The organism is Rhodococcus sp. NPDC055024 (assembly GCF_053608585.1).
This window is the reverse complement of record NZ_JBSGVT010000005.1, coordinates 322,972-337,720: the sequence shown is the minus strand read 5'-3', so window position 1 is coordinate 337,720 and position 14,749 is coordinate 322,972. Positions and strand designations below refer to the sequence as shown.

11 protein-coding genes are annotated in these 14,749 nt (G+C 59.2%); 2 read left to right on the top strand and 9 right to left on the bottom strand.

Annotated features, from left to right (window positions below; translation table 11 throughout):
* The first annotated feature begins 9 nt into the window (after positions 1 to 9).
* Positions 10 to 4,218, top strand: coding sequence for an amino acid adenylation domain-containing protein (locus tag ACWF6P_RS14465; protein ID WP_452621438.1), 4,209 nt, complete (start codon positions 10 to 12; stop codon positions 4,216 to 4,218).
* A 166-nt stretch (positions 4,219 to 4,384) separates the two neighbouring features.
* Here ACWF6P_RS14465 and ACWF6P_RS14460 read toward each other — a convergent pair whose 3' ends face one another.
* From ACWF6P_RS14460 to ACWF6P_RS14420, 9 genes are all read right to left on the bottom strand, one after another.
* Positions 4,385 to 5,386, bottom strand: coding sequence for an alpha/beta hydrolase (locus ACWF6P_RS14460; protein WP_452621437.1), 1,002 nt, complete (start codon positions 5,384 to 5,386; stop codon positions 4,385 to 4,387).
* 208 nt (positions 5,387 to 5,594) lie between these two features.
* The gene (locus tag ACWF6P_RS14455) at positions 5,595 to 6,455 is read right to left on the bottom strand and encodes an ABC transporter permease (protein WP_452621429.1); all 861 of its coding nucleotides are present in this window, start codon (positions 6,453 to 6,455) and stop codon (positions 5,595 to 5,597) included.
* Positions 6,452 to 7,315: an ABC transporter permease gene (locus ACWF6P_RS14450; RefSeq protein ID WP_124566559.1), complete on the bottom strand. Its 864-nt coding sequence runs from the start codon at positions 7,313 to 7,315 to the stop codon at positions 6,452 to 6,454. Before ACWF6P_RS14450 ends, ACWF6P_RS14455 begins: the two co-directional genes overlap by 4 nt.
* Positions 7,312 to 8,283 (bottom strand): ATP-binding cassette domain-containing protein, encoded by a 972-nt coding sequence (locus ACWF6P_RS14445; protein ID WP_452621428.1) that lies wholly within the window; start codon positions 8,281 to 8,283, stop codon positions 7,312 to 7,314. Before ACWF6P_RS14445 ends, ACWF6P_RS14450 begins: the two co-directional genes overlap by 4 nt.
* 516 nt (positions 8,284 to 8,799) lie before the next feature.
* The gene (locus ACWF6P_RS14440) at positions 8,800 to 9,759 is read right to left on the bottom strand and encodes a diiron oxygenase (protein WP_452621427.1); all 960 of its coding nucleotides are present in this window, start codon (positions 9,757 to 9,759) and stop codon (positions 8,800 to 8,802) included.
* A gap of 6 nt (positions 9,760 to 9,765) precedes the next feature.
* The gene (locus ACWF6P_RS14435) at positions 9,766 to 10,686 is read right to left on the bottom strand and encodes a prephenate dehydrogenase/arogenate dehydrogenase family protein (RefSeq protein ID WP_452621426.1); all 921 of its coding nucleotides are present in this window, start codon (positions 10,684 to 10,686) and stop codon (positions 9,766 to 9,768) included.
* 8 nt (positions 10,687 to 10,694) lie between these two features.
* Entirely contained in the window at positions 10,695 to 12,779 is a 2,085-nt protein-coding gene (gene pabB / locus ACWF6P_RS14430; protein WP_378447823.1) for an aminodeoxychorismate synthase component I, read from the bottom strand.
* Positions 12,776 to 13,300: a chorismate mutase family protein gene (locus ACWF6P_RS14425; protein ID WP_452621425.1), complete on the bottom strand. Its 525-nt coding sequence runs from the start codon at positions 13,298 to 13,300 to the stop codon at positions 12,776 to 12,778. Before ACWF6P_RS14425 ends, pabB begins: the two co-directional genes overlap by 4 nt.
* Before the next feature lie 96 nt (positions 13,301 to 13,396).
* On the bottom strand, positions 13,397 to 13,873 hold the full coding sequence (locus ACWF6P_RS14420; RefSeq protein ID WP_378534470.1) for a hotdog fold domain-containing protein: 477 nt from the start codon (positions 13,871 to 13,873) through the stop codon (positions 13,397 to 13,399).
* A 553-nt stretch (positions 13,874 to 14,426) separates the two neighbouring features.
* Here ACWF6P_RS14420 and rpsJ point away from each other — a divergent pair.
* Complete coding sequence (gene rpsJ / locus ACWF6P_RS14415; protein ID WP_003938093.1) at positions 14,427 to 14,732, top strand: 30S ribosomal protein S10; 306 nt, start codon at positions 14,427 to 14,429, stop codon at positions 14,730 to 14,732.
* The last annotated feature ends 17 nt before the right edge of the window (positions 14,733 to 14,749 follow it).

Here is a 14,749-nt window from a genome sequence, read left to right as displayed (position 1 = left end):
GTTGCGTCGGTGTTTGCGGATCTGCTGGGTGTGGATCGGGTGGGTCTTGATGATGATTTCTTTGCTTTGGGTGGTAATTCGCTGATCGCGACACGAGCAGCGGCAAGACTCGGTACTGCACTGAACACCAGGGTGGCCGTTCGCATCTTGTTCGATGCCCCCGCTGTCGAAGCGTTGGCAGCACGGCTCGGGTCCCATGCGGGATCAGGTGGACGGCCAGCGCTAATTGCGCAGGACCGCCCCGGGTATGTTCCGCTTTCGATGGCGCAGCAGCGGATGTGGTTCCTGAATCGGCTTGACCAAGCCTCAGCTGTGAACAATATTCCGGCGGCGATACGGCTGTCTGGCGTTCTGGATGTTTCAGCGTTGCAGGCGGCTATCTCAGATGTGATAGCGCGCCACGAGGTTTTGCGAACGCTGTATCCAGAATTCGATGGTGTCGGCTATCAACGGGTGCTCGGAGTCGGGGAATTCGAGTTGGATCTAACCCCCGTCTCGGTCGACGAATCTGATGTGCAAGCGAGCGTGACCCGCTTTGTCAGCGACGGCTTCGTTGTCACAGAGCAGGTTCCCGTGCGGGGTCGCCTGTTCGAAGTCGGTGAAGACGATTACGTATTGGTTCTGGTCGTTCATCACATCAGTAGCGATGGTTACTCGATAGCTCCGATGACGCGGGACGTGATGATTGCATACGCATCCCGGAGCGTGGGGCAGGCACCCAGCTGGGCTCCGCTACCCGTGCAGTACGCCGATTACACGCTATGGCAACGTGAGGTTCTGGGATCTGAGCACGATCCCACATCGGTAATTGCACAACAAATCGACTACTGGTCAAATGCCCTGGCCGGACTGCCGGAACAACTGTCGCTGCCACGAGACAGAGCGCGCCCAACCGTCGCCACGCATGACGGTGCGCGTCATGACTTTTCGGTTGATGCCGAATTGCACAGCGCTCTCAAAAGTCTCGCACAAAGATTGAACTCGACAATGTTCATGGTTGTGCATGCGGCATTGGCCATACTGTTGAGTCGCCTGTCGGGAACTCGCGACGTATCAATCGGTACCCCGGTTGCAGGTCGCGGCGAGCAGGAACTCGACGACTTGATCGGGATGTTCGTCAATACTTTGGTGTTGCGGACGCAGGTAGATCCGGCGATCTCGGTGGATGGACTGTTGGCATCGATACGGACGGTTGACATTGAGGCGTTCGATCACGCGGATGTTCCATTCGAGCGTTTGGTGGAAATACTCAACCCTGCACGATCACAGTCACACAATCCGTTATTCCAAGTAATGCTCGCCTTCCAGAATTTGGAACAGGTCGCATTGGAGTTCGGTGAGTTGAAGGTGTCAGGAGTCGAGTTCGATTCGGGATTCGCCAAGTTTGATCTGTCCGTCACCGTGGTCGAAAATATCGATGAGAGAGGCGCCTGCGGCGGAATGTCTTTCGGCGTCGACTACTCGACAGATTTGTTCGATGAATCGACCGTTGCGGGATTCATGCGGAGATTCGTATCGATCTTGCGCGCCTTCGCGGTACAGGATTCGGAGTCGGCTAGATCGGTGGGCGACATCGAGATCATGGACGATATCGAACGCACGCGAATGATCGAAAAGCGGAATTTGACCGAACATCGGCTGCCGACAAGTTCGTTGGTTGACCTGTTCGACGCGCAGGTTCGTCGGTCGGCCAACGAGATTGCCCTCACATGTGGCGAGCATGAGCTGACATATGCCGAGTTCGACGCAAGAGCTAATCGTCTTGCCAGGCATCTTATTTCGATTGGAGTCGGTGCTGAGACTCTCGTTGCTGTCGCGCTTCGCCGATCGCTTGAGATGATGATTGCGGTCTATGCGGTCCTCAAGGCAGGAGGCGCGTATGTTCCGATCGATCCTGATCAACCGGATGAACGCAATTCGTACGTTGTGGGCGCCGCCGACCCGATTTGTATGCTCGTCACCAGCGATGTCCAGATCGATTCCGCTGGCGTTCCAGTTGTTGTGATCGACGCCCTGGGTATCGATGCTCTTTCGGATTCTCCTGTCACGGACGAAGATCGGATTGCTCCGCTCCACGTTGAGAACGCGGCCTACACGCTGTTCACTTCGGGCTCAACAGGAAAGCCGAAGGGCGTTACGGTTTCCCACGATTCCGTCGTCAATCAGGTGAGCTGGATGCAGGAACGATACAAACTCGATGGCTCGGACGTCGTTTTGCACAAGACTCCGTTTACCTTCGATGCCTCGGTCTGGGAAATGTTTTGGCCCCTACAGGTTGGCGCGAGAGTAGTTCTCGTCGGGCCGGATGCGCATCGCCGACCAGAGCATCTGGCCGAGATGATTTCGAGTAACGCTGTGACTGTTGTTCAATTTGTGCCCGCAATGTTGTCGCCGGTCTTCACTAGTTCAGTGAAGCACGACCTCTCGCGTCTGCGCATGGTCTTTTCCGGTGGTGAGCAATTGCTTGCATCCACAGCAGCGTTGGTGTGGGAACGATCTGGTGCTGCGATACACAATCTTTACGGCCCTACGGAGTCGACCATCCAGGTGACCTCGCACGAGTACACAGCGGCGGAAGCGGCGATCGTCCCGATCGGCGTACCGGCTTGGAACACCCAGGTATTCGTTCTGGACGAGCGGTTGAACCCAGTCCCAGAGGGGGTTGCGGGCGAGTTGTACGTGGGAGGTGTGCAATTAGCGCGTGGTTACCATGGGCGCGCTGACTTGTCTTCTGACCGTTTCGTGGCCAATCCGTTCACAGGTGAGCTCTCGATCAACGAGCGTGGGCGTTCGATTGGTACTCGGATGTACCGCACCGGTGACATCGTTCGGTGGAGTCGGTCTGGGCAACTTGAATTCGTTGAGCGCAGTGACTTCCAGGTGAAGTTGAGGGGCCAGCGCATTGAGTTGGGAGAGATCGATGCGGCACTGACGACTCTTCCGTCGGTGAGCAATGGGGTCGTCGTCCTACACGAAGACCCCACGGCCGGGGCTAGGCTCGTTGCCTATTTGACTGGAGATACGGCAGCACGTATCAAGACCGAGGATGTTCGTGAAGAACTTGCGAACAGACTGCCTTCGTACATGATTCCATCGCAATTTGTCGTGTTGGATACGCTGCCACTCACGGCATCGGGCAAGGTGGATCGTCGGAAACTGCCTGAGCCAGTGCTCGAAGCAAGGCCATATCGTGCTCCGGGTACTGAGACCGAGAAACTAATTGTTTCCGTGCTCGAGGACGTGTTGGAAACTCGGATGGTCGGTCTTGACGATGACTTCTTCGAACTCGGGGGCAATTCGCTCATAGCTGCAAAGGTCGTCGCGCGATTGAGTGCTGCGGCGTCCGCCGATGTGCCGATTCGTGTGTTGTTTGCTCACTCCCGAGTCGAATCCTTAGCCGACGCTCTGGCTTTGGGGATCCGAGTAGGGTTTGAATCTGACGGCGGTGCAGCACTGAAGGTGGTCCTTCCGCTCCGAAGTAGCGGCTCGGAGTCGCCTCTGTTCTGTGTGCACCCTCTGATGGGGTTCGCATGGCCGTTCGCGCCTCTGGCTGGCTACATCGACCGATCAGTCCCCATCTACGGATTGCAGACACCGGTTCTGTCCGACGACGGGTTCGTCCCGACGCGTCTGACTGACTATATCGACCGGTACGTGTCGGAGATGATGCTGATCCAGCCTGAGGGCCCATATCGAATTGTCGGCTGGTCGTTCGGTTGCATTCTGGCTCAAGGAATTGCGGCCAGAATCGAGTCGCTCGGAGGATCGGTGGGCGCTTTGATTCTGCTTGACGGAACTCCCGAGAAGCGAGATGAGAACGAATTCGCAGATATGGTCCGGGTCGAGCTCTCGGCGCTCGGGTTGGACGTCGACCGAGACGAGCGGATTGATTCTCTCTCGGTCGAACGGGCTGCTGAAATCCTCGATTCCGTTCAAGGTGAACGAATCGGCTTGACCGTCGAGCGCGTGCAGCGATTGTTCGACAGCATCGCGCGTACGGCCACTCTGATCAACGAACATCAACCAAGTGTGTACACCGGACCGACGACGTTTGTTGCATCGCGGACCAGAAGTTCAGAAGTCGAGGGCGCAGACCGGTGGCGTCCATTCGTTCAAGGGGGATTGGCGACACACAGTGTCGACATCGAGCATATCGAGATGATGACGCCACATGGACTCACGAAGCTCGGCCCGATTGTCGGGGAGGCTCTCAAGTAGGCCATGGGTAAGTATCTGCCTCGCTCGTCTGCCGACGCGGGTGGTGGCAGATTTCGAACTACGTCGATGCACAATTTTGAGCTGCGGCAGGCGGGGATTCGCATAACAGAAGGGGTGGTGCAGTGGACCCTGTTGTCCACTGCACCACCCCTTGGGTTTGAGTTCGTCAGATCCCGAGGGACTGCGCAATAAATGGCCAGGACTTGTGTAGGTCGTCCTGCCAGTAGCCCCACGAGTGAGTGCCGGTCGGCCGGAAGTCCACTACGGCTGGGATCTTCAATTCGAAGAGGCGTTTGGCCATGTTCGAGGTGCAAAGGTTGGTTGCAAGCTCGATGGGGCTGCCGACAACGATTTGGTCGAACATCGCCGCGCGACCGTCTTGGATACGCGGATTTGCGGGTGTGTCATTAGGGAAACCGGGGAGTCCGCTACCGGTGCTCATGTAGATCTGTGTGCCACGCAGCTTTTCGGCATTGACTAGAGGGTCGTGTTCTCGCCAGCCAGGCCCGTCGAACGGTCCCCACATGTTCTGTACATCTTCGACGCCTCCGATCCATTCTGTGGTGGTCTTGATGAACTGTTGTCCGAGAGGATCACTCGTCTGAGCGCATCCACTGAATGCGGCGACGGAGTTGTAGAAGCCGGGGTATTCGATCGCAAGGTTGAGCACCGAAGTGCCTGACATCGAAATTGCGGCGATCGATTGTTGGCCGTTGCTACCGAGCTGCTTGTTCAGCAGTGGCGGGAGCTCCTTTCCTAGAAAGGTGCTCCACATGTTTTTTCCGAGCTTCGGGTCTTCCTTCTCCCAGTCGGTGTAGTACGACAGGCGACCACCTACAGGTGTTGCGACGTTGACATTCTTGTCCTGGAAAAAGTCGACGACGTCGGTCTGGTACTCCCATGTTGCCGAGTCTTCGCCGCCGCCGGCGCCGTTGAGAAGATAGAGGACGGGGCGGGGAACAGAATTGTCCGCGGGGGTGATGACCTGGATCGGAACAACGCGTTCCATCGACGCCGCGTACACGTTTACGATCTGTTGGCGATCGTTGACCTGCTCGACAGACTCGATGTAGGAACCATCCGATATGGACCTCGCTTCATCCCCGCCGCTCTGGTGAGCGACAGGCGACGCGCTTGCGATGCCGGCCGGAACCAGAGCGCACACCATCGACACGGCTGCGACGCCCGTCGCACGCCTCCATATGGACTGTCTCGTACGCGTCAAGTTAGATCCCTCTCGTTGCGCGGCACGGGAATGTCAATCTTCAACCCGGAGCCACTTGTTTTTCTCGAACTGTGAAGTCGGTTTTCGGGCCGAGATCGTTACGGCGCGATCAAATTCCTTGGCTCCATGAGGAGCCCCTGATCCGCCCTCGTCACGACATCGACGCGGCGCGCCGGTATCCACGAACTGCGGGGTACACAAAGACCGCGACCATGCCTAGTGACCAAATCAGGGTTTTGATCACGGGTTCGGCTACCGGGCCTCCGAGCGATAGCCCCTTCATCGCATCGATTGCAACCGACATGGGTTGTTCGGCAACTATGGGCTGCAGCCACTTGGGGTACGCGATCACTGGAACGAATCCGGAATTGAAGAACATCAAAAGTGTGCAGGAGATCGATACAATCTCGACGAGCGGCAGGTTGTCGGAGACAGTGGCCAGTGCCGTCACCATCATTGCGAAGCCGACACCGAAGATTATGGGTAACGCCAAGAGCGCAACGGCCGCGAGTGGGCCCTGGTTGAACCTGAATCCCAGCAGATATCCGACACCGAGGATCACAATTGATGTGACGAGAACGCGAACTGCTTCCGCGATCATTCGGCCTACGAGGCCTGACGCACGATGCGCAGGGAGCGTCCAGAATCTGCTCAAAAGGCCAGATGCTCTTTCGCCTTTGAGGCCGACTGCACTCGCAATCGACCCGAACATGGCGCCGACGAGAATGATCAGCGGAACTGTTCCGAAGATGCTCGACTGGCCGGTTGCTGCGGTGATCGAATTGCCCAAGACAACCCGAAACATCAAAAGCATGAAAGCGGGATATACGAGCGCCTGAATAGTCGTCGACGGATCCCGCAGCCAGGTGAGTAGCAGACGCCTTGCCTGTATCCCACTGTGCACGACGAGGGCCTTGAACGAGCTTTCCGGAAGCGCATTGTCGGGGTAGGGGAAGTTGAATCCCTCGACCGGACGAACAACCGCCATGAAACGATCTGTCGGCTCGCTCATGATCGCCTCATACTTGCCCAGAACGCCAACGGCGCAAAGAAGACGATCAATCCGACGGTCCAAGCGACGACCGGAAACAGGACATTCCAGGTGACGCCTCCTTGCGCAAGATCGCGCATGGCAAACGAGAACTGGGAGACCGGTTGATTACGCACGAATGGGCGTATCCATTCGGGGAAGCCGGTCTCGGGTGCAAAACCACAGGACAACATCCCCAAAATCAACTGTGGGAGTGTCAACGCCTGACTGGTTGCCTGTGGGCTCTTCGACAACGAACCGATCGCGTCACCCGCGAAGGACAGACAAGTGCTGAAGGCCAAGGCAATCGCACAAAACAGTGCGGCCTGGCCCACGCCCGCGGAGAACCGGAATCCAATCAGGTGCCCGAAGGTCAACGCCGCGGCGAGGGAGACTGTCGAACGTACGAAGCCGCTCGACTGACGGGACAATAGGGGTACGGGGCCGACGACTGGCATTGTTTTCATGCGGTTGCTGAAGCCGGTGATCGATTCTGTCGAAGACATCTGGGCAGCCGAGATCGATGTGAAGGCCATGGCTTGCAGCACGATGATCGGCATCAAGAACTGTGCGTAGTTAATGCCCTGAAGTTGCATGACGAACTTCAACGGGAGGTAGAAACCGATCGTGAAGATCAACGGCGCGATGACCGCGATCAACAGTTCGTAGCGCTTCACCATTGATTTGACGGTGCGTGCCGTCAATACCCACCACTGATTGATCGCTGAGGGGTGTGGTCGGCGGTGCTTGCCGACGCTCAAAGCTTCGGGGACTGCAATCTTGCTGCGCGTGTCTCCACGGACAGCCACCTGATCGACCCCGAATTTGGTTGTTGTCGTCACGGTGTCTCACTTACATGCTGTTCACCAGTGAGTGCGAGGAAGACATCATCGAGTGACGGGCGGCGAAGTGCGATGTCGGCAAGCGGTATCCGAGCATGATCGAGACGGCGAAGGGCTTCGGAGAGTGTTCCGGCACCGACAGGCGCAGGGATAGCGATTCGGCCGCTCTCTTGTGCCAGGTCGAATCGGAAGTCTCGGGGCACCAGATTTCCTAGAGCGTGGACCGCGTGGGCCAACTGCTTGAGGTCTGCAGGCACGATCTCGCAAAAGCTTGCGCCAGTTCGTGCCTTCAGTTGATCAGCAGTTCCCTCAGCGATAACTGCGCCTTTGTCGATGACGATGATGTTGTCGCTCAGGAGATCGGCTTCCTCGAGATACTGGGTGGTCAGGAGCACCGTGATGCCCTGCTCCTTCAGAGATTGAACGAGTGACCAGACACTCTGACGGCTTCGCGGATCGAGGCCGGTCGTCGGTTCATCGAGGAAAACTACCTCTGGGCGAACAACCAGGCCACACGCGATATCGATTCGTCGGCGCATGCCGCCGGAGTAGTTCCTGACTACTCGGGATCCAGCCTCGACGAGGTCGAATTGAGAGAGCAGGTCGGCGGCGCGCACCTTGGCGGACATTCGGTCGAGCCCCATCAACCTGCCGAACAACTCGATGTTCTCTCGGCCGGTGAGTGAATCGTCTAGGGCTGCGAATTGCCCGGTCATCATGATGGAGCGTCGAACCTCTGGAGCATTGCGCACGACGTCGTAGCCAGCCACCATCGCGCGTCCGCTGGTGGGGCGAATAAGTGTGGAGAGAACCTTCACCGTCGTCGTCTTGCCTGCGCCGTTGGGGCCCAAAATTCCCAGGACGGTGCCGCGTGGGGCCGTGAAGTTGATCCCTCGCAGCGCGTGCACGTTCTTGAAAGACTTGTGGACGTCTTCCACTAGTACTGCTGCATCCGTGGAAAAGGGCATCAACACTCCGCTGTCTGCATGGTCGGAACGGGCACGCGCTCCCGACGGGCGCACAGATGCCTTCTGTCTTCTATCTGTGATCTCCGGTCAGATGTTACCGGAGGGTCACGCGCTGGCCCGTTTGTCGGGCAGGTCCCAAGGTTGGGAGCCTCTCCAACTGCTGGTCCCGGCGGGGAGTTCACCCTCCAATTCACCTTGTGTTCGATGTCACAGGCGATTTGAGCTGTACGAATTGCTCGCGGATGTGCACTAATTACTCATTCTTTGAGCTGCTCGGCCGTAGCTGTCCTGATCTGGAGGAATTGGTTTATCTGGCTGACAAGTGTCGAACGGAATCGGGTTCTCCATGTGGGTTGATTCTTCATCGGACGAAACACGGTGTTATTCCGAAGCGCGTGTGGTGGTGTGACTGGGGATGGTTCTGACAATGCGATACCTCCTTGAGTTCGCGGATTTCGTGTAGGTGGCGTTAATTCCAAATCTTTGGATCTGTAAATAAGGAAAATTGATAAGGAATTAAGATTCCGTTGGCGACAATGGTTCGATCGTCAATTTTTTGCACAAGGATTGAATGCCGCTGTAGTCCTGCACGAACAGTTCGTTGCGCGGTTCCGATTCGACATCGTCGAGCATCTTCTGCCTGCCGGGTATGGCTTCGATCTCCATGATTGCTCGCCAAACGCCGAAGTCGGTTCCGCTGAAAGCGCGCATGGCGCCCTCGAAGCCTTCCAGTAGGTAGCTGCGATCTCCACGATCCAGGGAATCCCAGACCAGCACTGCCAGTTCCCTGGCAATCGAGGCATGGCAGTACTCGTCGCGAGCGTGCAACCGAATCGTCGCGCGGTTGATCGACTGCACGCCCGGGTCGTCCGAGATCAGGTCGAGGTATGCGGTGATCGATACCTCGGCGACGGTCATGAACGCCAACTGTGTCAGGGCGATCTTGCGCGGCCCGTCGGCTGCGTCGAGAGCTTTCGCGCGGGTACGGACCGTCAACACGTCGGGCAATGCCCTCGACGGAAGCTCCCAGCCCCTGCCTCGACGGGTCGCTGAGCTGGCATTGAAATGCATGAGCGTGTGATATTGCTCGTCGACCATCGCCTGATTGACCGCAACTGCAGCCGATTCTCCGAGCCCGACGCCGAGTCGGTCTTCGGCGAGAACGTCGAATCCGGGGTTGACGACGTACTTCTCGATGTCCATGACGTTCTTGTTGAACGCAATCCATGCCCAGGCTTGCAGGCGCTGCTTCTGCTCGGGACGCAATGCCAGGTAGGTCGGATGCTCCGCGAACGGGAGAAGCGCTTCGGGGTAGTCGGACAGCGACGAATCGAAGAGGTCGTCCAGTTCAGGCTCCGCCTTCTTCACCGTCGCCCGGCGCGCCCAATTGCTCGCAAGCCGGCTGACGATCGCACTCTCGACGGGATCGGAGGCGTCGTGATCCGGCAGGCTGGGCGGCCTCACCCCAGGTCTCATCGTGCCCTACTCTCTGTGCCCTTCGGCAATCTCGCGGTGCCCTTCGGCAGTCTCCCCGTGCCCTTCGGCAATGCGATCGAACAAGCTCTGGCACTCCGCGTTCAATTCGCCCGAGCGATCGTCGAGCGCTGCCTCGGCGGTTTTCATCAACGTCGTGAAGTCGCCGAGTGCCCTCGTTGCGGTGTCCACCTGCGCGGTTGCTTCCGCCAGCGCTTTCCGTGTTGCTCCTGCATACGGATTGCCCGCTTGCACGTCCCAATACACCTCCGGTTCGCCGCCGACTATCCGCGCGAGGAGCGCCAGCAGTGTCCGATGCGGGGGAGGAGCGACCGCAAGGAGTTCGTCCGCGGAAAGTCCGAGTTCGGCCAGGGCAACGCCGAATGCCAGCACCGACGCGTGGGTCAGTACCTGGGTCGCTGCGGCCAATCGGTCGTGCCGATCGGCGTCCATCACCGCGACCGACGCTCCCCACGAGCGCACGACGTCGAGGAACTTTGTGGTTTGCGGACCGTCGACGTACGGCACCGCGATGACGGATCGACCGCGCGGGCCCAGCGACGGGCGGTACATGGGGTTGAGTCCGAGAAACTCCTGTACTCGGCCGGCGTCGGCGATTGCTGCGTTCATTCGCGATTTGACGGACAGTGTGTCCACGACGAGAGCGTCGGACGTTTGAAGCGCCGGCAGTGCAGCTAGGGCGACCTGTTCGGGAACCGCGAGCACGATGATGCTCGAGGACTCCACGAGGTCAAGGACCCCGTCACTCGGCGCCGTGATGTCGCCGACGACTACATCCCTGCCAGCGTCGCAGCGGGCAGTGTCGACGACGGTGACCGTCAGGCCATCGGCGCGAAGCAGTTCTACGAACATCGCTCCGACGGCACCCCGACCGCCGACCACCGTCGCAGTACCTGATGCCGCCGTCATGGCTGGTTCTACCCGCCGTACTCGAGAACCCGAGAGGACACCGCATCGAGGGCACGGAGCAGCGTGGACGCCTTGACCGTGGTCTCGTCGAATTCTTCTTCCGGATCGGACAACGCGGTGATAGCACCGCCGATTCCGAAGGTCACGCCGCTCTCGGTGCAGACCAGCGACCGGATCACGATGGAAAGGTCCGCGGCGCCACCGAGAGCGAAGTACCCAATTGATCCCGAGTAGACCCCGCGCGGGCCGGATTCGAGGCGGTCGATGATCTCCATCGTCCGTACCTTCGGGGCGCCAGTCATCGATCCACCGGGGAAAGCGGCCCGGACACAGTCCACTGCCGACGATCCCGGACTCAGATGTCCACGCACGGTCGACACCATTTGATGAACGGATGAGTACGACTCGATCGCGAACAGCCTCGGAACGTGGACGCTTCCCGGAACGCAGACTTTAGTGAGGTCGTTGCGAGTGAGGTCGACGATCATCAGGTTCTCGGCGCGGTCCTTCTCGCTGTCGAGCAGGTCCTGCCGAAGGGCCGCATCTCGCGCCCGAGTGACGCCGCGCGGACGGGTGCCCTTGATGGGCTTGGACTCGACGTTGCCGTCCGCGTCGACACGTAGGAACCGCTCTGGTGAGGCCGAAACGACCGAGATGCCGGTGAAGTCGAGCAGTGCGCTGTACGGCGTCGGATTGATCGAGCGCAAATACTCGAACGCCCGCAGCGCGTCGATCGTCTCGTCGACGCTCGCCATGTTGGTCAGGCACACCTCGTACGACTCACCTGCCCGGATCTCCGAGAGGGCCGTACCGATCAATGACAGGTACTGATCGCGATCATGTCGAAGCCGAGCCTGTGTCCAGACCGTCTCGCTGATCAGTGGAACCGGGGTGCGTTCCGGAAGGTCCGCGCCGATCCGCGCCAAGGTGTCGATGGTCGATTCGAGCCAGTCGTCGTGGCCGGCGTCGCGGACTTTCTCGCGCAACCTCAAAACGTGAGTGCGGCCGGCAGTGTGATCGATGACGACGGCGCGATCGGCAAACACCAGGGCGGCATCAGGGGTGGGTGCCGGATGTACTGCCCGCCCTCCGGTCTGTGCTTTCAGTTCGTAGCCGAGATAGCCCACGTAACCGAGGTTGAAGTCGAGTTCCGGATGCGAGGGTACGAAGCGCGTCGCGAGTTGCGCGTCCAAGTAGTCGAAGAACGGAACTCGAATGTGCTCGTCGGACAAGCCTTTTCGGCTGACCGTCAGCACCCCGGCTTGTACGTCGTACGTGATGAATTCGGCCAGCGGACCCGCGGAATCGCCCAGAATCGAAAAGCGTGCACTCGGTTCCGCAGTGGCCGCGCGGTCCAGCCAGAACGCGTTGGGGCCGTCGGCGAACAGTGCTGCAAACGCCGCCGACGGGTCCACGGCAAAATCGAGGGTCACGTCGTCGACGTCGTAGTTGATGGCCGGCCGCAAGTCGGGCGTTTGTGGCGCCGGTTCGTGTCGGATCACGGAATCCAGAGTTCGTCCGACAGACAGATCGCGGAAGTTCGCGAGCAGATCGATGCCGAACTCGGTACTGATGGACTCCGGATGAAACTGCACGCCCCACATCGGCTTGGTCCGGTGTCGGACGCCCATGAGCAGTCCGTCGGAGGTCCACGCGGTACGGACGAAGGCATTCGGCAGATTCTCGACGGTCAATGAGTGGTATCGAACAGCTCGAAACGGCGACGGAAGTCCGGCAAAGATGCCCGAACCGTCGTGATCGATCAGCGAGATCCGGCCGTGCATCGGGACGGGCGCAACCACCACGTCTGCACCGAACAACTCGCACAAACCCTGATGACCGAGACAGACGCCGAGAAGTGGGAGGGGCGCTTCCTCGATGAAACGGCGGCTGATTCCGAAATCACGCTCGCGATCCGGCCGGCCGGGACCGGGGGAGATGACCACGTTGTCGTACGACGCGAGATCGAGGGAATCCCAGTCCGCGTCGTTGCGGACCACGGTGGGCACAACCCCGTTGACCTCGGTCAACAGGGTGAACAGGTTGTAGGTGAACGAGTCGTAATTGTCCACCAGAAGGGTGCGGGAACTCATGTCGATGATCCTGATCTCGGTCCGACGGATTCCCGAACAGTGTCCTCCTCCTCAACAGGTGCGTTGATCACCAGGTCTTCGAGTCGACAGGTCTCGGCAATCATCAGCTCGTACAGCGAGTTGAAGAAGTCGGGGGAGAGGTCGTGACTACGGGCGAATTCGCGTGCCCGTTCCTGCACGAGGCGAACTCGGCCGGGTTGCATCATCGGAACCTCGCGGGAGCGCTTCCACTCGCCGATGCGCAGGCAGAGTTCCAGCCGTTCTCGCACCGTTTCTAGAAGCAGGGCGTCGATGGCGTCGAGGTCGCGCCGAAAGCTGTCCAAGCCCTCGGCATTGTCCGGATATGCCCGGGTCTCCGTGCCTGATTCGGAACTCGTTGTGGTCAAGAACTCTTCCACGAGGCCTCCCGGTGGTCGGCGTGACGCGAGGTCGACAATGCGGTGTCCGGAACGCAAATCACCTCCGGACACCGGCACCCCGACCGACCATCGCCGTTCGGGGAGGTGTTCCACGATCGTCATTCGCCGAAACCTGCGGCGGCCCGAATTTCTGCGAAACCTGTTGGCGGGCGAATTCGCTTGCGATGCAGGCAGGTTCGTGACCGCCTACGTGGGTGCCTATTTGGGGGTGACCCAGGTGGTGATCTCGGCGTGGACTACTTCCTTGCCGTCCCGGTCGAAGATCGAGATGGGAACGACCAGTTCAGTTCCGCTGTCGATCGCCGCGAAGTCCGGCAAGGTCTCGAGGCGGGCGACTGCTCGCAGACCTGTTTCGGCCTTGGCGAGGTAGTCGACCTTCATCGACTTGGGGATCCAGCGGTGCGAGTTCGGAACCGTCGCTTCGCTCAGCATGCCCATTGCGACCTCCGCGAGATTGCAAGCTGCGATCGCGTGAAACGTGCCGAGATGGTTGTGGACACCCCACCATTTGGGGGAGCGGACCTCGCACAACCCTGGTTCCAGCTTGGTCACCCGAGGTAGAACGGAGGCGAAATAGGGCACGCGGATGGACATCGCCGCCGAGAAAACTGCATGTCCGAGGGCATTGTCCGGCAATTTCTGCCATCCGCGATAGGTAGGGCTGGAGGTAGTCATGGACATATCTTACTTCTGAGTAAGGTTGTTGTCGCGCAGCTCACTCGGAAAAGGCAGTTGGGGGGAGTTGAGGAATTGCGCCAGGTACGGCATACTGGTCGGGTTGCCTTGTCCGGGACGCGGTCGTTTGCGGCCGTGATCGGGTAAGGGTAAGACGTCACAGACGATCGATCGCAGATCCCGTCAAGGGTAATCGGGTCTACGACTGTGACCATGCAAGACGAGATGTAATGCAGGACGGAAGCAGTGCCTACTTTGTGTTCGACATCGAACACGTCCGGTGCACATCACGCGCCAGATGATCGAAAGATCGTCCGGCGCAGGATGAGTGAGAAGGCGACACGCCCGACCGCGTGTACCGGAGAACAATGACAAACGAACAGCGGCAGCAGATCCTGATCTCGATCCGAATCTCGGTACTCCCGAGAGCTTGGACTTGGTCCCGATCGCTTCAGTGTTCGTCGTGTCATCGTCCAGGCAAGGACTGTGCAGACGAGGTAGCTCGAGCCTGACCAGGCGGGCTACGAAACGCGGCAAGAAAAGGACACTAAGCGTGGCGGGACAAAAGATCCGCATCAGGCTCAAGGCCTACGACCACGAGGCGATCGACGCGTCAGCGCGCAAGATCGTCGAGACGGTAACCCGTACGGGTGCCCGCGTCGTTGGACCTGTGCCGTTGCCGACCGAGAAGAACGTATATTGCGTCATCCGCTCGCCGCACAAGTACAAGGACTCGCGCGAGCACTTCGAGATGCGTACTCACAAGCGGCTGATCGACATTCTCGACCCGACGCCGAAGACGGTTGACGCGCTCATGCGCATCGACCTTCCGGCCAGTGTCGACGTGAACATTCAGTGACGGCGGAGACAAAAACA